The organism is Asticcacaulis solisilvae (assembly GCF_052327315.1).
Taxonomy (GTDB): domain Bacteria; phylum Pseudomonadota; class Alphaproteobacteria; order Caulobacterales; family Caulobacteraceae; genus Asticcacaulis; species Asticcacaulis solisilvae_B.
On sequence record NZ_CP166196.1, the window covers coordinates 4,088,326 to 4,108,704 of the forward strand.

The following is a 20,379-nucleotide window of genomic DNA, read 5'->3' on the forward strand; positions in this document are numbered from 1 at the left end:
CGCGTTTAACTTCCCCTGAACCCGCCGTGCGGCGTGAGCCGGGCTATGCGCCCGCCCGCCGCCAGCGGAAAATTGGTTATATCCGGCACTTCTAGGACAATGTCGAGACGATCGTCAAAGCCCAAATGGCCAAGGCGATCCGGCCATTCGATCACAAGCACGGCATGGGACCTGGCCTCGTCCAGCCCCAGTTCATAGGCTTCTTCCGGGTCGGTCAGGCGATAGAGGTCGAGGTGCAGGACCTCGAAGGACAGGGTGTCGTACGACTGGATCAGCGTGAAGGTCGGCGACGGAACCTCTTGCTCCAGGGTCGTCAGCGCCCGGATCAATCCGCGCGCCAGGGCCGACTTGCCCATGCCGAGGTCGCCGTGGAGGTAAATCACATCACCGGGTTTGAGTTGCGGGGCGATCAGCCCGCCCAACCGCGCGGTCGCGTCTTCGTCGGGCAGGTGGAAGATTTGGGGTTCGGCGATATTGAAGGGGGCTAGCAAAGTCATCTTCCACTCCCCCTTGCACCTCCCCGTCGCAAAGCGATGGGGAGGGGGACCGCACGAGCGAGCAATCGCGAAGCGTTGCGAGTGAGATGTGGTGGTGGGGTTTCTTCCTTTCTTTCCAGCCGCCGGCGTATCAAAGAAAGCAAGAATCCCCACCACCATTCGCTACGCTCATGGTCCCCCTCCCCATTCGTTCCGAACGGGGAGGTGCAGGTCTGTGCGCGATTGTGCCTCATCCCGCGAACCTCTTATCCGGATCGGCGGCCAGTTCAACCTCGACATGGCGTTTCAGCGCCTCACACAGGTCGTTGGTTTCCATGTCGAAAGCATTGGGATCGATCGCCTCGCCCACCGTCAGACGAAACCGCTTGCCCTGCTTGTTCAGAAACTCATGGAACAGGGTGATGTCGCGCAGTTCCTGCGAAAACTTGTGGAAGGTGTGGAACCAGAAGCTGTTGGGGCCTTCGAGATGCATCGGGACAATCGGCGCATCGTACTTCTGCGCCAGGGACACCGCCGTCGCCGCCCAGGGCGGATCGACCAGCTGCCCTTCGGCATTCCTCCGCGCCAGCCGCCCGGCCGGAAAGATAACCACGCAGCGTTCGGCGTCGAAGGCCGCCTTCGCCGAGATCAGCGTCACCCGCGCCTTTTCGCGCGTGCGCTTGGCTTCGACCCATTCGACCGGGATCAGGCTTTCGGCGAAGCGCGGATTGACGCGCAGGGCATCGGCATTGGCGAAGAAGATGGCGTCGTCGCGCCGCTTCAGGATGGCGTCATAGACCGCCAGCCCGTCGGCAATGCCTGTCGGATGGTTGCACACCACGACGCAGCGCCCTGTCCGCGGCAGCCGGTCTATCCCCGTCAGGTCGACCTTCAGCGACAGGAGCTTCGAAATATAGCCGAGCGCTTCGGGGCCACTCAACGGCCGTACGGCATCGGCCATGCGCACGGCCTTGCCATAGCCCAGGATGGCGTACAGCACCGGCTTCGCCAGCCACCACACGGGCGATTTGACGAGGTGCGGCGCGCGCTCATAGATCAGTTCGTCGACAATATGCAATTTTCGCATCGCATGAGTGCTGGCGTAAGTTGCGGCCTCTGGCAAGAGGCGACACCCAATGCTAAAGGCAGGCCATGTCCGATATGCCGCCCGTCAACGAAGACCGCCGCCGCCCCAAGTCCGTGCCGCTGTACGCGTTGCTGTGGGGAATATGCGTCGCCGCCGTCGTTTTCGCCCTTCTGGCCATGTGGTTCCAGGGTTAACGGCCCGCAAACGTCTTCCATGCACAAGTGGCGCAAGCCCATCCGATCAGGTAGAATTCGTGTCCGAAGTTCAAGAGACCAGCGCCGCCCCGGCCTCGCCGCCCCGCAAATCGTCGGGCCTGATCCGCAATTCGCTGATCAATTCCGGTTTTACGCTGCTCAGCCGCTTTGCAGGCTTTGCCCGCGACCTGGTCATCGCCGCCTATATGGGGGCGTCCGGCAATATCATGGCCGACGCCTATGCGACGGCCCAGCAATTCCCCAACCTGTTCCGGCGCATCTTCGCCGAAGGCGCCTTTTCGACCGCCTTCGTGCCCTCCTATTCGGCCGCGCTTGAGCGCGACGGAAAAGAAGCCGCCGACAAGATGGCGCACGACGCCATGGCGACCCTGGTCTTCATCACGGTGGTCTTCACCCTGGCCTGCGAATTCGCCATGCCGTGGCTGATGTACATATTCAAGCCCGGCTTCGTCTCGGACCCGGAGAAGCTGAAGTGGACGGTGATCTTCACGCAGATCACCATGCCCTATCTGCCGTGCATGGCGATCGTGGCGCATCTGGCCGGCGTGCTCAATGCGCGCGGCCGTTTCGTCCTCTCTGCGGGCGTGCCGATCCTGTTGAACGCCGTGACGCTCATCTGCGTCATCCCCACACACTCGCCGTTCCAGTCTGCGCTGGGCGGATCGATCGGCACCATCATCGCCGGCGTGCTTCAGGCCGGCCTGCTGCTATGGGGCGCCAACAAGACAGGCGCCCACGTCAGCCTGTCGATCATTCCGGTGTTCAGCAAGGACATCAACAAGCTCTTGATGCTGGCCGTGCCCGGCGCCCTGGCCGCCGCCGCGACCCAGGTCAACATCTTCGTCTCGCAGTTCTTTTCGTCGACGGTGAAGGGCGCCACCATGTGGCTGGCCATCGCCGACCGCTTCTACCAGTTGCCCCTGGGTTTGGTGGGCGTCGCCATCGGCACGGCGCTCCTGCCGGCGCTGTCGCGCGCCGTCCATGCCGAGGACCACGAGCACGCCCAGAAGACCATGGACCAGGCCGTGCTGTACGCCATGGTCTTTACCCTGCCGGCGGCGGTCGCCCTGATCGCCATGCCGATCTTCCTGGTCGACGGCATCTATACGCGCGGCGAATTCAACCCGACCGATGCGGCGTGGACGGGGGCCTGCCTCTTGCACTACGGCTGGGGCGTGCCGGCCTTCGTGCTGACACGCATCCTCAACCCCGCCTTCTTCGCCCGCAAGGACACGTTCGGCCCGATGAAGTTCGCCGTGGTGTCGGTGATCGTCAATATCGTTGTCGGCGTCAGCATGTTCCACCTGATCGGCATCCCCGGCCTGGCGATCGGAACCTCGGCCGCCGCCTGGGTCAATGTCGTGTTGATGGTGTTCACCCTGGCCCGCCGCAAAACCTGGATCATCGGGGCTGTCGCCCTACGCAAAATCCTGCTGGTGCTGGTCGCCAGCGCCGGCATGGCGGCGTTCTGCTATGCCGCCGCGTTCTACAGCGCGCCGATCAAGGCGGCCATCGACAGCGTCCTGCCGCTGCACAACGGTATTCACGGCCTGTCGATTCTCGGTCACAAGGCCATCGGCGCCAAGGAAATCGCCGTCGTGGCGGTTTCCCTTTCCGGCGTTGTCCTCTATAGCGTTCTCCTCTTTGGCACGGGCGCGGTTAAGCCCTCCGAACTCAAGGCGGCGCTGCGGCGCAGGTAGGCTATGAACGACAAGACGACCAAACCCATGCGCATCCTGTCCGGCATCCAGGCGTCCGGCTCGCTCCACCTCGGCAACTATCTCGGCGCGCTCAAGAAGTTCGCCGACATGCAGTCGATCGACGCCGAACGCTTCTACATGATCGCCGATCTGCACGCCCTGACGGTCTGGCAGGACCCGGCGCTGCTGCTGTCGCAGACGCGCGAGATCGCGGCCTGCTACCTGGCGGCCGGCGTCGATCCCGCCAAGTCGACCATCTTCCCGCAATCGGCCGTGCCGGCCCATACCGAAATGGCCTGGCTGTTCAACTGCGTGGCGCGGCTGGGCTGGCTCGACCGCATGACGCAGTTCAAGGACAAGGCCGGCAAGGACAAGGAACGCGCCTCGATCGGGCTCTATACCTATCCTGTGCTCCAGGCCGCCGACATCCTGGTCTACAAGGCGACGCATGTGCCGGTCGGCGAAGACCAGCGTCAGCACCTTGAGCTGACGCGCGACGTCGCCAAGAAGTTCAACCACGACTTCGGCGTCGATTATTTCCCGGTCCCGGAAACCCTGTATCAGGGTCCGGGCGCGCGCATCATGAGCCTGCGCGACGGTACCGCCAAGATGTCGAAATCCGACCCTTCGGACAATTCGCGCATCAATTTGACCGACACGGCCGACGTCATCGCCGGCAAGATCAAGAAGGCCAAATCCGACGCCGACGTGCTGCCGGAAAGCGAAGACGGCCTGAACGACCGCCCCGAGGCCAAGAACCTGGTCGGCATCTATGCCGCGCTGTCGGGCAAGACGGCGCAGGATGTGCTCAACGAATTCGGCGGCAAGGGCTTTGGCGCGTTCAAGCCGGCCCTGGCCGACGTCGTCGTCGACAGGATGGCGCCGATTTCGGACCGCCTGCGCGACCTGCTGAACAATCCGGCCGAGATCGACGCCGTGCTCAAGGCCGGCGCCGAGCGCGCCAATGCCGAGGCCGCGCCGGTCGTCACGGAAACCAAGAAACTGTTCGGCCTCTGGGGCTGATAGGAAACCGCCATGAAGCGTGTCGTTGCGATCCTTAGCCTGAGCCTGCTGGCCGCCTGTCATCCTGCACCAAAAGGTGAAACCGGCAGCAGGACCACGGTCACCCAGGAGACCAGGGCCGACGGCATGGTGACGCACAACGCCATCGAGCTGACGGCCTATGCCATGCGCCCGACGCTGGGTAACAACACGACGACGGCTGCCTATGTCACCATCCGCAACAGCGGCGACGTGGCCGATCGGCTGGTGTCGGCATCCTGCGCCTGCGCGGCTTCGGCCACCATGCACACCATGACCATGAAGGACGGCAATATGGCCATGGCCGAGCAGAAGGACGGCTTTGTCGTCGCGCCCGGCCAGTCGGTCATCTTCGCCCCCGGCGGCAACCACATCATGCTGGAGAACGCCAGGGGCATAACCGAAGGCAGCCATCAGAACCTGGTGCTGCATTTCGAAAAGGCCGGCGACGTGACGCTGTCCGTGCCGGTGACCAACGACATCCCGGCCGGGCATTCCATGTAATCAAACAAGCCTGCTGTCGATCAGGGTCAGCATGGCATTGATCGACGCCTGCATCGCTTCCGGCGAGTAGGCCATGACGCCGCGCTTAAAGTCTTCCTCGTCGAAGGCATGCGTCGCCGGCAGGGCCAGGGTCCGGATGTTTCCGCCCGCCGCCTGCAGCCGTTTGAAGATTTTCTGCGAATGGGCAAACGGTGTCAGGTGGTCCTTTTCCGCCAGCACAGCAAAGGTTTCCGGCTGATGCACCCAGGCGCGCAGATTGGTCCGCGCCGGAAAATTGATATACGGATAGACCAGGAACAGCGCCCGCAGGGTTTCGAGCAGCGACGGATCGGGATCGGCCAGTTTCGCTTCGCCGGGCCGCGTCAGGCGTTGTGTCATCAGGTCCATGATCGACCAGCCGCCGTGACTGAAACCCGCCAGCATGACGCGGTCCATCTGTACCCGGCCGCTTTGCTTCAGGCCCCAAAGGGCCGCCAGCACATCACCCGACCGTTCATACCCTTGTAATACGACACCGGTGCAGATCAGCGACACCGCGAAATTGCGGTCCCAACCGCGCGGCGCAAAGCTGTCGATCACATAGGCGCGCACACCCGTCTTCGCCGCGGCCTGGGCATAGAGATGAACGTGCGGGCGCAGGCCGCCGCAGCCATGGAACAGCACCACCGCCGGACGCGGGAGGTCGTCTTCGGGGCCATAGACGGTCACGCCCTTTTGCAGCAGCGCCCAGCGTTCGGCCATGGTGTCCATGCGTACAATCCCCTTGCTCAGGGGCTTTATAGCAATTCTTGAACAATGTTCAAGATAGTGTTTCGTCGAGAAAGCCCAGAAACGCCTCTTCCGCCCGGCGGTGACAGGCGCGGTCGTACGACATGAAGGCGCCGAAATGCACGCCGTCCTCATCGAAGCAGTGCGTGGCGTCGAGATCGAGCGTTTCGATCGGCACGTTTTCGCTTCTCAGATGGTTGACGATGTTGAGCGCATGGGCGTGCGCCGTCAGGAAATCGTTGCGCGCCAGGATGGCCAGGGTGCGTGGTTTGTATTCCCACGGGTGCGTGTTGCTGCGCGCCGGGAAGTTTATGTAGGGATAGACCAGAAATACGCCCTGGACGCCCTTCAGCGGCTCAGGCGTCGGGTCCATCAGCCGCGCCGACCCGGACCGCGACAGCCGCTGGGTCATCAGGTCCATGATCGACCACGCGCCATGGCTCCAGCCCGCCAGGCACAGGCGCGACGCGTCGACGTCGGCGCGCTGCGACAGGCCCCAGACCGCGGCCAGCACGTCGCCGGAGCGTTCGTAGCCGTGCAGTTGCAGGCCTGAGCACACCAGGCTGACCGCCGCCGTATGGTCCCATCCGCGCGGCATGAACGAGTCGACGACAAAGGCGCGATAACCGGCATCGGCCGCCTGCCGGGCGTATTGGCGGATGTGCTCGCGCACGCCGTTGCAGGCATGGAACAGCAGCACGGCCGGACGTTTCACCGCATCCGCCGGCCCGAAAGCCTCGATATAGGGCGCCAGGACGTCAAATCGGCGCTGAATCGTATCGAGCACGGCCATTCCCTCTTGAATTATACGTAACTGTTACTGATATTATTACGTATGCCCGACGCGACTCGGGCCGGACACCCTATGTACCTGCGAGCTCACGCCATGACTACCAATCGTATTCCGACCTATCCCATTGATTCGCAATTCCTCGACCGCTGGTCGCCGCGCGCCTTTTCGGAGCGCACCTTAAGCGAGGACCAGGTCCTGACCGTACTGGAAGCCGCGCGCTGGGCGCCGTCGGCCGCCAACCTCCAGCCGTGGCGTTTTATCTACGGCGTGCGCGGGGAACCGGAATTCAATACGCTGCTCAGCCTGCTGGTGCCGTTCAACGAAGGCTGGGCGAAACACGCCGGCGCGCTGATCTTCATCACCTCGGTGTCGAGCTTCGACGGCGAGCGTCCGGTGCGGTCGGCCAGCTTCGACGCCGGCGCGGCCACCCTGGCCCTGTCACTCCAGGCGCACAAGATGGGCCTGATCGCTCACGCCATGGGCGGCATCGAGTACGAAAAGGCGCCGCTGGTGCTGAACCTGCCGGACACGGTCCGGGTCGAGGCCGCGGTCGCCATCGGCTATCAGGGCGAAGTGACGTCGCTGTCAGAGGCCCTGCAACAACGCGAAACGCCCTCTGTCCGCCAGCCGCTGTCGGCCATTGCGTTCAAAGGGCGCTTTGAAGGTGAGATTAAGAGTCCGGCCTAAGGACGTAACGTGTCATTTGTCTTTCCTCTCCCCACTTGAGGGGAGAGGACGGGAGCGGTACGCGACCGGGTGAGGGGTAACCGTCAGCGGATGCGCGCGGACAGCGCCGATTTACCCCTCATCCGGCCCTGCGGGCCACCTTCTCCCCTATTCAAGGGGAGAAGGGAATGTCATGGAACTTCCAGGTCTTAAGACGCTAGGCTTAATGCCTGAACACCCGCGTACCGGTGAAGACCATCGCAAGGCCTGCCTGGTCGGCGGCATCGATCACCGCCTGGTCGCCGATCGAGCCACCCGGCTGGATGACCGCCGTCGCGCCGGCAGCCGCCGCTTCGAGCAGGCCGTCGGGGAACGGGAAAAACGCTTCCGAGGCACAGGCCGAACCCAGCGCCAGCGAGTCCGTCAGCCCCAAACCTTCGGCGGCTTCCTGCGCCCGCAGGCGGGCGATGCGTGCTGAATCGCGGCGGTTCATCTGGCCGGCGCCGATACCGGCCGTGCGGCCGTCCTTGGCGTAGACGATGGCGTTCGACTTGACGTGCTTGGCGACCGTGAAAGCGAACAGCATGTCCTGGATTTCGGTCGGGGTCGGCTGGCGCTTGGTGACGACCTTGAGGTCGGCCTGCGTAATGCGCGCCGTGTCGCGCGACTGGATCAGCATGCCGCCCGCCACCGAACGGAAGACCTGGCCACCGGCCAGAGGGTCCGGCAGGCCGCCGGTCACCAGCAGGCGGACGTTTTTCTTGGCGGCGAAGACCGCGATCGCGTCGTCGTCGGCTTCGGGCGCCACGACCACTTCGGTGAAGATCTCGACTATCTTTTCAGCGGTCGTGCGGTCCAGGCGCGAATTGAGCGCGATGATACCGCCGAAGGCAGACACAGGATCGCATTCCAGGGCGCGGCGATAGGCGTCGGCCAGGGTTTCGCCAACCGCGACGCCGCACGGATTGGCGTGCTTGACGATGACGCAGGCCGGGCCGGCTGATGCGTCGAATTCGGCGACCAGCTCGATCGCCGCGTCGGTGTCGGCGACATTGTTGTAGCTCAGTTCCTTGCCCTGCAACTGCTTCGCCGTGGCGACGCCCGGACGGACTTCGCCCGTACGGTAGAAGGCCGCCGACTGGTGCGGGTTTTCACCGTAGCGCATGGTCTGGATGCGGCTGCCAGCGATCGCCTTGCGCTCGGGGTAGTCGTCACCGAGCTGGGCCGCAAACCACGACGAGACCGCGGCGTCGTAGGTCGAGGTGCGGGCAAAGGCCTTGGCGGCCAATGACTTGCGCAAGGCCAGGCCCGTCGAGCCGTGGGCTTCGACCTCGGCCAGAACCGCGTCCATGGCGGCCTTGTCGACACAGACGCAAACGTAGGAATGGTTCTTGGCCGACGAACGGATCATGGCCGGGCCGCCGATATCGATATTTTCGATGGCGGCCTCAAACGCTCCGCCGGTGGCGATCGTCTGCTCGAACGGATAGAGGTCGATCCATACGATGTCGATCGGCGCGATATTATGCTCCGTCAGCGCCCTGGCGTGCTCGGGCGCATCGCGATAGGCCAGCAGGGCGCCGTGAACCTTGGGGTGCAGCGTCTTGACGCGGCCGTCCATCATTTCGGGGAAGCCGGTAACGTCCGCCACGTCCTTGACCGCGATGCCGGCCTTTTCGATGGCCGCGCGCGTGCCGCCGGTCGACAGGATTTCGATGCCCTTTGCGGCCAATGCCTGGGCCGCCTCGATCAGGCCTGTCTTGTCGGACAGCGAGATGAGGGCGCGTTTCGGAGTGACGCGATCGGGCGCGGGCGGAAAATCGGGAGCGGCAGGCATGACAGATCCGTGACGATGGGGAGGAATGCGCGCCGTTTACACGACCCCGTCCGCTTTGGCCACCCGTCAAACGACAGAACCCCCGCCGTTGGGAAAGGGCGGGGGTTCCTCCGGGTTGCCGCATCAGGATGCGCCGTAGGGGGCGCAGCGCATCCAGGCGGTCATCTAAGAACGTTTCCGGTCTTAGTAGCGGTACGCGACCTTGCGGGTCTGGTAGCGGTGGCCATAACGGTCGTAACGGTCATAGCCGGCGCTCTGCATCGAGTTCTCGACATTGTTGCACTGCTGCTTGCCCTGGTCCTTGCCGACCTTCGAACCGATCGCCGCGCCGGCCAGACCGCCGACGACCGCGCCCAGGCCCTTTTCGTTCTTGGCGACCTGGCTGCCGATCAGCGCGCCGCCGATGGCGCCCAGGATGGTGCCGGTCGTCTTCGACTTGCTCTTGGTGACCTGGCAGCTGTAGGTCTGGGTGTAGGGGCGGGCTTCCGAAGCCATGGGGACCGCCGCGGTCAGCAACAGGCCGGAGGTGACAACGGCGGCCGTCAGGGTTTTCATCGTCTTGGTCATGGTAATCATAACTAAAGTCCTTCGTGTGCGTGCCTTGCGGGATATTCCCTCGGCTTGATGAGGACCTTTATAGACCTGCCAACCTGAACGGCATTTGAGCGCCACATTCATCTTTGTTCAGACTGCATTTTTTTATGAGCACGAAAAAGACCCCGCGAACGGCTCGCGAGGCCTTTGATTTTCAAGCCATTTATTTCAACGGCAATGTTGCCGTTGGCAAGGGGCGTCAATTTTTTCGGTCTTTGCCCGCCGCCGCGAGTCCTCAAAGAGCGAACCGGGCCGACGCTTCGGCGTCAGGACAACGCGTCCGGTCGAGCCATCGCGGCCGCCCGTGCTGCGGCGCTTGAGCTGAAAAGTCTAGCGAACGTAGCGATAGACCGTCTTTACGCGGCGGCCATGGCTGTCACGCTCCCAGACCGTCTCGCTGCGATAGGCCATGGCCTGCGTACAGGCTTTCTTGCCGCTGTCGTGACCCATCTTCGAGCCGACGGCCGCGCCGCCCAGCGCACCGACGACCGTGCCGACGCCCTTGCTGTTATGGCCCGAAACGGCATTGCCCAGGACACCGCCCGCAATAGCGCCGACGATGGTTCCGGTGTGTTCGCGGCGCTTCTGTTCGTATTTGCAGACGTAGCGCGTATAGGCCTGGGCCGGTACGGCAGCCAGGAGGGCGCCACCGAGAAGCCCGCCGGCCATGGCGGCGGCAACGATTTTATGTGCGATCTTAGGCATGGGTTTTCTCCTTTTCGCCGCGAGTAAGCCCGACAAGGCCTTCGAAACGAAGACGGATTTCGCCCGTTCTTATAAAAAATGAATTCGTCAGCCTTCCGCCGGCGACAGTTTCCAGCGCACCCGCGTCGGTGCGTCCAGACGGCCGACGCCGCGCAGCACGATCATCGACGTCTTGCGCGGCAGGTCGCGTTCGAACACCTGGCCGCTTTCGATCGCCACGTCCTTGGCGTCGTGGCGCAACCACCAGCCGCGCCCGCCCGGCCCTCGCAGCAGTACGCTTTTCTTGTCGCGCGCCAGCGAGGCCTGGACTTCGGGGTGCAGCAGGAAGTGGATGGCGAAGGGCGACGCCATGGGCACGGTCTGCTTGGTGCTGCCCGGCGTCAGGCGATCCTCGCCACGCAGTTCGTCGCGCTGGGCGTCGACATAAAGACGGCGTTCGTGCTTCAGGCCGAAACGCGATTTCCAGCCGTCGTGCTCCAGCTCGAGCAGCGAGCCCGTTTCCTCGGCTTCGACGCGGCGGCTGCGTACCTTGTAATGGTTGCCTTCCATGGCGAAGTCGAGCAGCTCGCCGAAACGGCCGGTCACGGGGGTCAGGAGACTGGCGTCACCGATCGACACCGTATTGCCGGCGCCCACCAGGCGGAAGGCCATGTGATCGCCCTGGCGCGGCGACCAGCCGGGCGACACGATCAGCTTGTCGCGGCCGCCCGACACCTCGAAGGTCATGGGATGGTCGACCGCCGTATGGCCGAAAGGCCCTGTTTTTGCTTCGCCGGCATCGACATAGACGCTGAGCGAACGGCCGAGCAGGCGATGATAACGGCCGTCGTCGAGCTGGGCGGGCGTCACGGCGGCATTCTTTTCGTCGTGCACCAGGGCCGGCAGCACCAGGTCGGGCAGCAGCGATTCCGCGCCCTGGAAGGCGCACAAGCTGCCATCGGGATGCGACAGGGCACGGATGAAACGGCTCAGCGATTCGATATGGCTGTCGAGCCAGCCGGGGCCGGCCAGGCCCCGCTGCGACAAGCCGTCTTCGATCAGCAGCAGGTCGTACAAAAGCTCAAGGCCGCGCTGCGGGCTGCGCGAGGCGTGGCTGCCGTCCGGCAGGACGACCTTCTTCAGGGCCTTTTGCAACAGCTTCATGCCGGCGATGCGGAAGCCGTCGCCGATCCGCCCCGACAGCACGCAGCCCAGCACTACCAGGGCCACGGCCTTGTCCGCCATCCACGCGCCGTCATGCAGGCGCTTGAGGTGACGGCCCTGAACGGCCAGGGACTGCGCCAGCTCTATGGCGTCGCCGGGCGTCGCCTGGCCCGACAGGCGGCGGGCAAAGATGGCGATATTGATCAGGCGGCGCGGCAGGACCTCCTCGCCCCACGAAAACGGCGTCCAGCGGCTGAAGGTCTTGGCCCACAGCAGGAAAAGGCGCAGGCCTTCCTTGGCGCCCTCGTCGCCCTGGCTCATCAGGGCCGGCAGCCACTCGAAGCGGTGCAGTTCGACGGCGAAGGCGCGGGTCGGCGACGGGCGGTTCCACGGGTCGCCGCTGCCCTGGACGCTCATGCGCGCCCCGGCCAGGGTAAAGCGGCCCTGCAGGATGGCCTTGCCGAGATGCGCTGACGCCGGACGCATGTCGCGCGGCGCCGAGACGAAGCCTTCGGGCACGCCGCCCTTCAAGGTCAGACTATAGCCAGGCATGCCGAACAGTTCCGCCCCGGCCTGACGGCGCAGCCACGCGAGGACGACATGCCCCCACGGCGTCTTCGCGGCGTTCAATTCCGGCAGAGCGTTATGCTCGAAAGCCTGCATCGCGCCTTACAGCCCCTTCAGCGTCTTGATGTTGTCGGCGTAGGCGGACGCGCCGCCCTTGAAGACGGCGGTCCCGGCGACCAGGGCCGTGGCGCCGGCATCGACGCAGGCCCGGGCGTTCTGGGCGTTGACACCACCGTCGACCTGCAGAATGGCCGGATGGGCGATCGCGTCAAGCCGGCGGCGCACCGCCTCGATCTTGCGCAGTTGCGACTCGATGAAGCTCTGGCCGCCGAAGCCCGGATTGACGCTCATGATCAGCACCAGGTCGATATCGTCGATCACCCAGTCGAGCACCTCGACCGGCGTCGCCGGATTGAGCACGACACCGGCCTTGGCGCCGAGGTGGCGGATCTGCTTCAGCGTGCGGTGCAGGTGCGGCCCGGCTTCCGGATGGACGCTCATATAGTCGGCGCCGGCGGCGCGGAAGGCTTCCAGGAAGGAATCGACCGGCGACACCATCAGATGGACGTCGAACGGCAGGGTGGTGTGCGGGCGCAGGGCCTTCACGACCTCGGGGCCGATAGTGATGTTGGGGACGAAATGGCCGTCCATGACGTCGATATGGACGAAATCAGCGCCCGCCGCCGTGATGGCCTGCACCTCTTCGCCCAGGCGCGCGAAGTCGGAGGCAAGGATGGACGGACAGATAAGCGGAGCAGACATCGGCATGCGTGTCGTAACCTTAGGATAGAGGGTGTCTATAACGGTTGTTTCGGGCGCGCCGTCAACCGTTTCGGCGCAGGCGCGCGACAAAAAAGCCGTCTTGTCCCCCTGCCCTTTGATGCGGCAGGAGGCGCAGCCAGCCTTCGGGTTTCAGCGAGTCCTGCGGCAATCCGATGGCGGCGGCTTCGTCCGCGCTCACCTTATCCACAACGAAATCGGGATGGCGGCGCACGAAGGCCAGGATCTGGGTTTCGCCCTCCTCGCGTTCCAGCGAACAGGTCGAATAGACGAGCGTCCCGCCGGGCGCGACGCGGCCGGCAGCGGAATCGAGGAGGCGGTGCTGGACGTCGGCCAGCTTGGCGATATCGGCGGGCCGCGTCGCCCACAGGACGTCGGGCTGACGGCGGAAGGTGCCGGTGGCGCTGCAGGGCGCGTCGAGCAGAACGACGTCGAAGGTTCGCGTATCGTCCCAGGTTTCGGCGTCGGCCATCTGCATCTCGGCCTGGTAGCCGGCGCGCTTGAGATTTTCCTCGACGCGCTTCAGGCGGTTCTTCGAGCGGTCGACCGCCACGACGGACGCGCCACGCGCCAGGAGCTGCAGCGTCTTGCCGCCGGGCGCCGAACACAGGTCGATGGCGGTCTTGCCGGACAGGTCACCCAGGAGCGCGACCGGAACGCTGGAAGACGCGTCCTGCACCCACCATGCGCCGTCATCATAGCCCGCCCAGTCGCGGACATCGCCGCGGAGCCGGCTGCGCAGCGCAAGGTCACCGAGCGGCGTGCCTTCAAGCGCGTCTTTCAGGCGGTCCAAATCGGCGGCGGTCTTGAAGCTGAGGTCCGTCGCCGGCTCCTCGGTCAGGGCCAGGGCAATGCCTTCGGCGGCCGGGCGTGTATAGGCGGCGACCCAGCGCTGGAACAGCCAGTCGGGCACCAGACGCGCCGGATTGGTCTTGGGAAATGCACCCGAAGACTCGCGATCGCGGATTACGCCGCGCAAGATGGCGTTGATCAGGCCCTTGAACGGGCGGGTGTGGGACTCGCGTTCGGCCAGCTTGACCGTCGTCGACACGGCGGCGAAATCCGGAACCTGCATGAAGCCGATCTGCGCCAGACCGACGCGCAGAAGCGCACAGACGGAATCCGACGGCGTTTTTTGCGTGCGCCGTTCGATGATCTCATCGAATTGGCCGAGGCGGCGCAGGACCAGCAAGGCCAGAGCGCGGGCAAAGCTGCGCTCGCTTTCGGACAACGCCAAAAAGTCGGAGCGCGTCACCGCCTCATCGAAACCCGAGCGCTTTTCCAGGGCGGCATCGATCAGGACCAGGGCCGCGATCCGCGCCGGCATGCCGATATCCCCGCCGTCATCGACCGCGACGCGCTCATTGGGCGCGAAGTTCGGCTTGGGTTTCGGCTGCGGCCTTGCCTTGGGCGGATGATAGCCGGAGCGGGAGGACGGGCGTTTGGGGCGGGAACTGGTCATAATAAGATGCTTGGCAATACGGCTGAGGATGGAATGGCTAGCCCATATCCGTTGTAGGCACCGCGGTAAATGTTTTTCCTGATCTGCGGCCACCCATTTCTTGCGCCAGCCGGATCAGGGCTTGCACGCGGTTCTCGGTCGAGGGGTGGGTCGAGAACAGGTTGTCCATCCCGCCGCCATGCAGCGGATTGATAATGAACAGGTGCGCGGTCGCCGGATTGCGCTCGGCGTCGTAATTGGGCAGGCCCTGCGCATAGGCTTCGATCTTGTGCAGGGCGCGGGCCAGGGATTGAGGATCGCCCGAGATTTCTCCGCCCACGCGGTCGGCGGCGTATTCGCGCGTGCGCGAGATCGCCATCTGGACCAGCATCGCGGCAACCGGAGCCAGAATCGCCATGGCGATGACGCCGATGATATTGCCGCCGCGGTCTTCGTCGTCGCGCGAACCGCCGAAAAACATGGCGAAATTGGCCAGGGAAGAAACCGCCCCGGCGATCGACGCCGTGATTGTCATGGTCAGGGTATCGCGGCTTTTAACGTGCGCCAGTTCGTGCGCCATGACGCCGCGGATTTCGCTGCGGTCGAGGCGCTGCAAAAGGCCGGTGGTGGCGCAGACCGCCGCATGTTGCGGGTCGCGGCCGGTGGCGAAGGCGTTGGGCTGGTCGCTGTCGATGACATAGACGCCTGGCATGGGCAGGCCGGCGCGCTGCGCCAGTTCGGCGATGTCGTTGTAGTAGGTGCGCAGGAGCGGGTTGGCCGTGTCGGGCTCGACGGCCTGCGCATTGTACTGGCTCAGCACCATGCGGTCCGAATTCCAGTAGGCGAACAGGTTCATGGCCACGGCGATCAACAGCGCGATCACCATGCCGGTGGGCCCGGCCAGCAGAAGACCGAAGGCGCCGAAAAGGCCCGTCAGGCCGGCCAGCAGGATCCAGGTCTTGAAATGCATTTTAACAGGCTTCCTTGAGCTTTGCGCTTTGGAAGCCTAGATATGGGAAGCCTTGTAAATCCCCGCCACAACCTTACAAAAATGTCATCCGAACCCGAAAAGCCCGCCGATCTCGGCGAAGTCACGAAAAAGGTGCTGACGCCCGAGGCGCAGCGCGCCCTGGCCGAGGCCGCCGAACGTCGCGCGAAAGAGGAAGCGGATATCGTCCGCGCCATCGAGGAAGGCGGGCCGAGCGGGTTGGAACCGACGCGCTACGGCGACTGGGAACGCAAGGGAATCGCGGTGGATTTCTGAATGAATTCAGAACCTCCCCTGGAATCAAGGGAGGTTCGGATCTGAGGGTGGTCCTCCTACAGAATCCAGGAGAGATCGAGCGTGTTACACGTTATGCAGTGCAGCCAGAATGCCCTGCGCCGCCGCGACCGGGTCCGCCGCGCGGCTGACAGGGCGGCCGACCACGACGTGCGACGCCCCGTGCAGTAATGCCTCCTGCGGCGTCGCCACACGCTGCTGGTCGTCGAGCGCCGCGCCTTCCGGACGCACGCCTGGGGTGACGATCAGGAAATCGGCCGGCACGCGGGCGCGGATCATCGCGGCCTCGTGCGGGCTGGAGACGATGCCGTCAAGGCCGCATTCCACCGCCTGATCGACGCGGCGCATGACAAGGTCGGTCAGCTCCATGCCATAGCCCATCTCGTCGAGATCGTACTGCGTCAGGCTGGTCATCACGGTGACGCCGATGATCTTGGTCGTGTCGTTGGTGCGGCCGCGCACGGCGGCGCGCATGACCTGCGGCTCGGCGTGGACGGTCAGGAGATCGCAGGCACCCGAGCACGCAGCTTTCGCAGCGCCTTCCACCTGGGCGCCGATATCGTGCAGCTTCCAGTCCTGAAAGATCTTCTTGCCCTCGGCCTTCAGCTCCTCGGCCAGTGTCAGGCCGCCCTGCGCCAGAAGCGTCAGGCCGATCTTGTAAAAGGACACGCTGTCACCCAGCGTCTTCACCAGGGCGCGGGCACGGTCGAGGTCGGGCTCGTCGAGCGCCAGGATCATGCGGTCGTCGGCCTTGAGAAGCGTCGTCATGGGAATTGTCCTTCGGATTCGTGCGCGATCTAGCGGCAAACGAAACCAGTTTGCCCTGGAGAGCGAAGCGCCGTACACGAAAAGGCCGCCACCTCTTGCCGAGACGGTCTCATGACCCTGCTTGCGTTCTACGTCAACTTCTTCATCACGCTTTTCGCGCTGATCGATCCCATCGGCAACGTGCCGATCTTCGCGGCCGCGACGCAGACCCAGTCCGGCAAGGCGCGGCGCTGGCTGAGCATCTATATCAGCATCTTCACGGCGCTGATCCTGACCGTCTTCTTCTTCGCCGGCCTGAATATCCTGAAATTCTTCGGGATTTCGATGGACGCCTTCCGCATCGCCGGCGGGCTGCTGCTGTTCCTGATGGGGCTGCAAATGGCGCGCGGCGAGTTCCTCGACACCTTTACCCACGCCGACGAGGTCGCCCACGGCGGCGATCCGGCCTCGGGCGTGCAGCCGCTCGGTCACCGCGAGACCGCCAAGAAGAGCTTCGAGAAGCTGGTCGTGCCCTTCGCCTTCCCGCTGATGGTCGGCCCGGGCACGATCTCGACCGTCGTCATCCAGGCCGGTGTGGCGCAGGATTTCGGGCCGCTGGGCCTGGTGGTCGGCGTGCTGGCCATCATCACCACCGCCCTGGCCATCCTGGTTACGCTTTTGCTGTCGAACAGCATTTCGCGCATCTTCGGCCGCGTCGGCATGGTGGTCGTGGTCCGCGTCCTGGGCCTGATCCTGTGTGCGCTCTCCGTGCAGATCATCATATCCGCGGTCAGCGAGATCACCCACAACATCATCCTGCCGTCGGCGGCGCATCCCTATACGGAGCACCACCGGTAATTACCGGTGGATCTTGCGCAACTGGCCCGAGGCCAGTTCCATGATCCAGTCGTCAGGCAGGACCTTGAGCAAGGCCGCCACGGTCTTGTTGGGCGCGCCCGGCACGCAACATGGCCTGTTGGCTTCGGCCGCGACAAAGCCTTCGCGCGCGACTTCGTCGGCGCCCATCCACCACCATTCGGGAATGGCCTTGCTGAGTTTCGAGCGCGTGCCGACGACGTCGTGGAATTCCGAATAGGTCCAGCCGGGACAGAGCGCATTGACGTGGACACCGTGGTCGCGCACCTCAAGATGCAAACTTTGCGAAAAGCGCGTCAGCCCTGTCTTCACCGGACCATACAGCGTATCGCCCGGCGAGGCCGGCAGGAATCCCGCCAGCGAGGCGACGTTGATGATGCGGCCGAAGCGCTGTTCGACCATGCCCGGCAGGAAGCGGTGGATCAGCTCGATCGGCGCCAGCCACATGACCTGCATGAAGGCTCTGTGCGTCTCGAAACTGTTGCCGAGGAAGCCGCCGGGCTGGCCGTAGCCGGCATTGTTGATGACGCCGTCGACACTGCGTCCCAATGCCAGCAGGCTCTTTTGCAGGCCCTCGGGAGCGGCGGGATCGGACAGGTCTGCCGGCAGGGCGTAGGCTTCGACGCCGAAGCGCAGGGAAATTTCTTCGACCAGGGTCTTCAGGCGGTCTTCGCGCCGCGCGGTAACCGCCACATCCCAGCCATGGGCGGCATAGGTACGGGCGAAACTCAAACCAATGCCGGCGGATGCTCCGGTGATCAGCACAAGACGGCGCGCCACTTCGTATTCCTCAATAAAAACGCTGCGGATCGAACACGAGCCGCCGCCGAAAAGCAAGCCCTTTGCGGCAGGCATAAATATTGCACCGCAGCACTTGCCATGATGAAGGTTTTTTATCATTGTTATTCAAAGCCGCCGGTTCAACGAAGAACCCGGACGGCGATAGGCAACGCCGCCTTCAGCCGTCCGGAAACCTCCGGGCGATTGATGGCGGTTTTTTGTTAGGCAGAGGCTTCGACCGGCGACCATGAATGTCCTGATCATCGATCCCGATGACGCCCGTGCCGCTTCGGTGGCCGAGGGCATCCGCGCCGACCACGCCGGCCAGGATCCGTCGATCACCATCCAGCCCCGGCTCGAGCTGCGCATGCTGCGCGACATCGATCCGGACATGGTGATCATCGCCTGCGAAAGCCCCGACCGCGACATGCTGGAGGCGCTTCAGGTCGCCAACGACTCGGTGCCGCGTCCCGTCGTGATGTTCGTCGACCGCTCGGACGCCAATTCCACCGCCAAGGCGGTCGAGGCCGGCGTCGCCGCCTACATCGTCGACGGTTTCAACCCCAAGCGCATGTCGTCGGTATTGACGGTGGCGGCGCAGCGCTTCGCCATGATGCAGTCGCTGCGCAACGACCTCAACAAGGCGCGCGCCGACCTTGCCGCCCGCAAGACCATCGACCGTGCCAAGGGCATTCTGATGAAGTCGCGCAACCTCAGTGAAGACGACGCGTACAAGCTGTTGCGCAAGCACGCCATGGACACCGGCCGGCCGATCCACGCCGTCGCCGCCGATATCCTGGCTGTCAGCGACCTGCTGTCCCCCGGAGGCGAATGATGACCGACGTGAAAATCGCCTACAGCCCGCTCAACGACGCTGCTCTTCTGCTGGTCGCCGAGGCGCTCGGCTTCTACGAAAGCGAAGGCCTGAGCGTCACGCTCAGCCGCGAGCCCAACTGGTCGAACATCCGCGACAAGCTGGCCTACGGCATATGCGACGCCGCCCACGTCCTGGCGCCCGTGCCCCTGGCCGCCGCCTCGGGCCTCGGGCCGTCGATGGGCCGGATCGTCTGCCCGATGGCGCTGGGCGCCAACGGCAACGCGGTGCTGATTTCCAACGAGCTCAAGAACCGGCTGGAAAGCGACGGCCAGCCCCTGGGCTCGCTGACCCAGAGCACGCGTCTTCTGGCGCGCGAGGTCGAGCGCCGCCGCCGCGACGGCCTGGGCCGCCTGGTCTTCGCCGTGCCGCTGAACTATTCCGCCCACCATTTCGTGCTGCGCCACTGGGTCGCCGCCGCCGGGCTCGATCCCGAGCGCCAGATCCAGTGGGTCGTCGTGCCGCCGTCGCGCATGGCCGACATGGTCAAGGACGGCGTCATCGACGCCTATACCTCGGGTTCGCCCTGGCCCCAGACCGGTCAGTTGCTGGGCCGTGGCGTCGTGCTGTTTTCCGATCCTGAATTCTGGAGTCTCAAACCGGAAAAGGTGCTGGCCATGCGCGCCGGCTGGACGGAAGAAAATCCGGACGGGACGCTCGGCCTGGTCCGCGCCCTGCTGCGCGCGGCCCTGTGGGCCAACGAACCGCACAATCACGACGACCTGGTCCGGCTGCTGGCGCGGCGCATCTATGTCGGCGCACCGATCGACGCCATCAGCCTGGCCCTGCGGCCCGCCAACGATCCGCGCGGCGGCGCCGGCCTGATCCTCGATCCGCAGACCGTCACCTTCCCATGGATCAGCCACGCCAAATGGTTCCTGGGGCAGATCGTCAAATGGGGCTGGGCGTCGGCCGACCAGGACTTCGACAAGGTGGCGCGGACACTGTATCGTCCCGATATCTGGCGCGAAGCCGCCGGTCCCCTGGGCTTCAACCTGCCGATCGCCGATGAAAAGGACGAGGGTGGAAAGGCGGCGCCGTGGCAATTACCGGCAACTCCGCACGACATCACCATGCCGCCGAACGTCCTGTTCGACGGCGGCGTCTTCAAGTGTGCTTGATTATTTCACTTGAAACCATCTTGCCGGTTTTCGCACAAACCGGAATTTCGGCCAAAACGGAACCCGGTTCGTTCAATTTGTGACAATTTTGCTTCAAGCATTTTGTGCAGAGCAGCAAAAGCCGCAATCCCCGACAAAGTCACATTGACGGAACCTTCCAGCTGAACAAACCTTCGCATGTGCGGTCAAGGACGGCGGCACATCATACGGATCGGGCGCCAATGGCGGCGAACGGTCCACAGGACAATGACGTCTCAAGTCGGTGAACCTCTCCCACAGGGTTCGGACCGCGCTTGGGGCGTTTTTTTTTGCTAAGGGGATAAGAGCGGTGGTTAGAAAAACGACAAGGATAAGACTGGCGCTGAGCTGCGCAGTAAGCCTC

Annotated in this window: 22 protein-coding genes; 9 read left to right on the forward strand and 13 right to left on the reverse strand. The window is 64.3% G+C overall.

The genetic code is table 11. The annotated features are described in order from the left end of the window. Positions 1 to 5 precede the first annotated feature (5 nt). Both tsaE and AB8717_RS19180 read right to left on the reverse strand, forming a co-directional pair. Positions 6 to 497, reverse strand: a complete 492-nt coding sequence (gene tsaE / locus AB8717_RS19175; RefSeq protein WP_443748923.1) for a tRNA (adenosine(37)-N6)-threonylcarbamoyltransferase complex ATPase subunit type 1 TsaE — start codon at positions 495 to 497, stop codon at positions 6 to 8. Positions 498 to 726: 229 nt separating this feature from the next. Further along, on the reverse strand, positions 727 to 1,563 hold the full coding sequence (locus AB8717_RS19180; protein WP_443748924.1) for a GNAT family N-acetyltransferase: 837 nt from the start codon (positions 1,561 to 1,563) through the stop codon (positions 727 to 729). 65 nt (positions 1,564 to 1,628) lie between these two features. On the opposite strand from AB8717_RS19180, the gene AB8717_RS19185 reads away from it, so the two are divergent. The 4 genes from AB8717_RS19185 to AB8717_RS19200 are packed head-to-tail and all read left to right on the forward strand — an operon-like array spanning position 1,629 to position 5,023. Next, entirely contained in the window at positions 1,629 to 1,757 is a 129-nt protein-coding gene (locus AB8717_RS19185; RefSeq protein ID WP_443748925.1) for a hypothetical protein, read from the forward strand. 59 nt (positions 1,758 to 1,816) lie between these two features. After that, a complete protein-coding gene (gene murJ / locus AB8717_RS19190; protein ID WP_443748926.1) occupies positions 1,817 to 3,478 on the forward strand; it encodes a murein biosynthesis integral membrane protein MurJ in 1,662 nt (553 codons plus the stop codon). A 3-nt stretch (positions 3,479 to 3,481) separates the two neighbouring features. Beyond that, positions 3,482 to 4,501, forward strand: coding sequence for a tryptophan--tRNA ligase (gene trpS, locus AB8717_RS19195; RefSeq protein ID WP_443748927.1), 1,020 nt, complete (start codon positions 3,482 to 3,484; stop codon positions 4,499 to 4,501). Positions 4,502 to 4,513: 12 nt separating this feature from the next. Next, positions 4,514 to 5,023: a copper chaperone PCu(A)C gene (locus tag AB8717_RS19200; RefSeq protein ID WP_443748928.1), complete on the forward strand. Its 510-nt coding sequence runs from the start codon at positions 4,514 to 4,516 to the stop codon at positions 5,021 to 5,023. Here the strand turns inward: AB8717_RS19200 and AB8717_RS19205 are convergent, their stop codons facing one another. Further along, the gene (locus AB8717_RS19205) at positions 5,024 to 5,773 is read right to left on the reverse strand and encodes a dienelactone hydrolase family protein (RefSeq protein WP_443748929.1); all 750 of its coding nucleotides are present in this window, start codon (positions 5,771 to 5,773) and stop codon (positions 5,024 to 5,026) included. It lies immediately after the preceding gene. 49 nt (positions 5,774 to 5,822) lie between these two features. Beyond that, entirely contained in the window at positions 5,823 to 6,578 is a 756-nt protein-coding gene (locus tag AB8717_RS19210) for a dienelactone hydrolase family protein (protein WP_443748930.1), read from the reverse strand. Between the two features lie 99 nt (positions 6,579 to 6,677). On the opposite strand from AB8717_RS19210, the gene AB8717_RS19215 reads away from it, so the two are divergent. Continuing rightward, positions 6,678 to 7,271, forward strand: a complete 594-nt coding sequence (locus AB8717_RS19215) for a nitroreductase family protein (protein ID WP_443748931.1) — start codon at positions 6,678 to 6,680, stop codon at positions 7,269 to 7,271. A 202-nt stretch (positions 7,272 to 7,473) separates the two neighbouring features. Here the strand turns inward: AB8717_RS19215 and purH are convergent, their stop codons facing one another. The 7 genes from purH to htpX all read right to left on the reverse strand — a co-directional run bounded on the left by purH (position 7,474) and on the right by htpX (position 15,287). Further along, on the reverse strand, positions 7,474 to 9,087 hold the full coding sequence (purH, locus tag AB8717_RS19220) for a bifunctional phosphoribosylaminoimidazolecarboxamide formyltransferase/IMP cyclohydrolase (protein WP_443748932.1): 1,614 nt from the start codon (positions 9,085 to 9,087) through the stop codon (positions 7,474 to 7,476). Positions 9,088 to 9,270: 183 nt separating this feature from the next. Continuing rightward, positions 9,271 to 9,663: a glycine zipper 2TM domain-containing protein gene (locus AB8717_RS19225; RefSeq protein WP_443748933.1), complete on the reverse strand. Its 393-nt coding sequence runs from the start codon at positions 9,661 to 9,663 to the stop codon at positions 9,271 to 9,273. A gap of 348 nt (positions 9,664 to 10,011) precedes the next feature. Next, positions 10,012 to 10,386: a glycine zipper 2TM domain-containing protein gene (locus AB8717_RS19230; RefSeq protein WP_443748934.1), complete on the reverse strand. Its 375-nt coding sequence runs from the start codon at positions 10,384 to 10,386 to the stop codon at positions 10,012 to 10,014. A gap of 87 nt (positions 10,387 to 10,473) precedes the next feature. After that, positions 10,474 to 12,192, reverse strand: coding sequence for a heparinase II/III family protein (locus tag AB8717_RS19235; protein WP_443748935.1), 1,719 nt, complete (start codon positions 12,190 to 12,192; stop codon positions 10,474 to 10,476). Positions 12,193 to 12,198: 6 nt separating this feature from the next. Beyond that, on the reverse strand, positions 12,199 to 12,858 hold the full coding sequence (gene rpe, locus AB8717_RS19240; protein ID WP_443750924.1) for a ribulose-phosphate 3-epimerase: 660 nt from the start codon (positions 12,856 to 12,858) through the stop codon (positions 12,199 to 12,201). A 61-nt stretch (positions 12,859 to 12,919) separates the two neighbouring features. Further along, positions 12,920 to 14,338, reverse strand: a complete 1,419-nt coding sequence (locus tag AB8717_RS19245; protein ID WP_443748936.1) for an RsmB/NOP family class I SAM-dependent RNA methyltransferase — start codon at positions 14,336 to 14,338, stop codon at positions 12,920 to 12,922. Positions 14,339 to 14,375: 37 nt separating this feature from the next. Beyond that, positions 14,376 to 15,287 carry a zinc metalloprotease HtpX gene (htpX, locus tag AB8717_RS19250; protein ID WP_443748937.1) on the reverse strand — a complete coding sequence of 304 codons (912 nt, stop codon included), beginning with the start codon at positions 15,285 to 15,287 and terminating at the stop codon, positions 14,376 to 14,378. A gap of 81 nt (positions 15,288 to 15,368) precedes the next feature. Here htpX and AB8717_RS19255 point away from each other — a divergent pair, with 81 nt between their 5' ends. Continuing rightward, on the forward strand, positions 15,369 to 15,581 hold the full coding sequence (locus AB8717_RS19255) for a DUF1674 domain-containing protein (RefSeq protein ID WP_443748938.1): 213 nt from the start codon (positions 15,369 to 15,371) through the stop codon (positions 15,579 to 15,581). Between the two features lie 84 nt (positions 15,582 to 15,665). Here AB8717_RS19255 and pyrF read toward each other — a convergent pair whose 3' ends face one another. Then, positions 15,666 to 16,367: an orotidine-5'-phosphate decarboxylase gene (gene pyrF, locus AB8717_RS19260; protein ID WP_443748939.1), complete on the reverse strand. Its 702-nt coding sequence runs from the start codon at positions 16,365 to 16,367 to the stop codon at positions 15,666 to 15,668. 111 nt (positions 16,368 to 16,478) lie between these two features. Here pyrF and AB8717_RS19265 point away from each other — a divergent pair, with 111 nt between their 5' ends. After that, positions 16,479 to 17,204, forward strand: a complete 726-nt coding sequence (locus tag AB8717_RS19265) for a MarC family protein (protein ID WP_443748940.1) — start codon at positions 16,479 to 16,481, stop codon at positions 17,202 to 17,204. Here AB8717_RS19265 and AB8717_RS19270 read toward each other — a convergent pair whose 3' ends face one another. Further along, positions 17,205 to 18,002: an SDR family NAD(P)-dependent oxidoreductase gene (locus AB8717_RS19270; protein WP_443748941.1), complete on the reverse strand. Its 798-nt coding sequence runs from the start codon at positions 18,000 to 18,002 to the stop codon at positions 17,205 to 17,207. Positions 18,003 to 18,249: 247 nt separating this feature from the next. On the opposite strand from AB8717_RS19270, the gene AB8717_RS19275 reads away from it, so the two are divergent. Both AB8717_RS19275 and AB8717_RS19280 read left to right on the forward strand, forming a co-directional pair. Further along, a complete protein-coding gene (locus AB8717_RS19275; protein ID WP_443748942.1) occupies positions 18,250 to 18,837 on the forward strand; it encodes an ANTAR domain-containing response regulator in 588 nt (195 codons plus the stop codon). Further along, a complete protein-coding gene (locus AB8717_RS19280) occupies positions 18,837 to 19,997 on the forward strand; it encodes an ABC transporter substrate-binding protein (protein WP_443748943.1) in 1,161 nt (386 codons plus the stop codon). Before AB8717_RS19275 ends, AB8717_RS19280 begins: the two co-directional genes overlap by 1 nt. The last annotated feature ends 382 nt before the right edge of the window (positions 19,998 to 20,379 follow it).

What these genes read in the sequence shown, in the direction of transcription:
- AB8717_RS19230 (WP_443748934.1), bottom strand. Translation starts at nt 10,386, where the DNA reads ATGCCTAAGATCGCACATAAAATCGTTGCCGCCGCCATGGCCGGCGGG.
- AB8717_RS19280 (WP_443748943.1), top strand. Translation starts at nt 18,837, where the DNA reads ATGACCGACGTGAAAATCGCCTACAGCCCGCTCAACGACGCTGCTCTT.
- AB8717_RS19205 (WP_443748929.1), bottom strand. Translation starts at nt 5,773, where the DNA reads ATGGACACCATGGCCGAACGCTGGGCGCTGCTGCAAAAGGGCGTGACC.
- rpe (WP_443750924.1), bottom strand. Translation starts at nt 12,858, where the DNA reads ATGTCTGCTCCGCTTATCTGTCCGTCCATCCTTGCCTCCGACTTCGCG.
- tsaE (WP_443748923.1), bottom strand. Translation starts at nt 497, where the DNA reads ATGACTTTGCTAGCCCCCTTCAATATCGCCGAACCCCAAATCTTCCAC.
- AB8717_RS19265 (WP_443748940.1), top strand. Translation starts at nt 16,479, where the DNA reads ATGACCCTGCTTGCGTTCTACGTCAACTTCTTCATCACGCTTTTCGCG.
- purH (WP_443748932.1), bottom strand. Translation starts at nt 9,087, where the DNA reads ATGCCTGCCGCTCCCGATTTTCCGCCCGCGCCCGATCGCGTCACTCCG.
- AB8717_RS19180 (WP_443748924.1), bottom strand. Translation starts at nt 1,563, where the DNA reads ATGCGAAAATTGCATATTGTCGACGAACTGATCTATGAGCGCGCGCCG.
- AB8717_RS19215 (WP_443748931.1), top strand. Translation starts at nt 6,678, where the DNA reads ATGACTACCAATCGTATTCCGACCTATCCCATTGATTCGCAATTCCTC.
- AB8717_RS19275 (WP_443748942.1), top strand. Translation starts at nt 18,250, where the DNA reads ATGAATGTCCTGATCATCGATCCCGATGACGCCCGTGCCGCTTCGGTG.
- htpX (WP_443748937.1), bottom strand. Translation starts at nt 15,287, where the DNA reads ATGCATTTCAAGACCTGGATCCTGCTGGCCGGCCTGACGGGCCTTTTC.
- pyrF (WP_443748939.1), bottom strand. Translation starts at nt 16,367, where the DNA reads ATGACGACGCTTCTCAAGGCCGACGACCGCATGATCCTGGCGCTCGAC.
- AB8717_RS19200 (WP_443748928.1), top strand. Translation starts at nt 4,514, where the DNA reads ATGAAGCGTGTCGTTGCGATCCTTAGCCTGAGCCTGCTGGCCGCCTGT.
- AB8717_RS19255 (WP_443748938.1), top strand. Translation starts at nt 15,369, where the DNA reads ATGTCATCCGAACCCGAAAAGCCCGCCGATCTCGGCGAAGTCACGAAA.
- AB8717_RS19225 (WP_443748933.1), bottom strand. Translation starts at nt 9,663, where the DNA reads ATGATTACCATGACCAAGACGATGAAAACCCTGACGGCCGCCGTTGTC.
- trpS (WP_443748927.1), top strand. Translation starts at nt 3,482, where the DNA reads ATGAACGACAAGACGACCAAACCCATGCGCATCCTGTCCGGCATCCAG.
- AB8717_RS19235 (WP_443748935.1), bottom strand. Translation starts at nt 12,192, where the DNA reads ATGCAGGCTTTCGAGCATAACGCTCTGCCGGAATTGAACGCCGCGAAG.
- AB8717_RS19245 (WP_443748936.1), bottom strand. Translation starts at nt 14,338, where the DNA reads ATGACCAGTTCCCGCCCCAAACGCCCGTCCTCCCGCTCCGGCTATCAT.
- AB8717_RS19185 (WP_443748925.1), top strand. Translation starts at nt 1,629, where the DNA reads ATGTCCGATATGCCGCCCGTCAACGAAGACCGCCGCCGCCCCAAGTCC.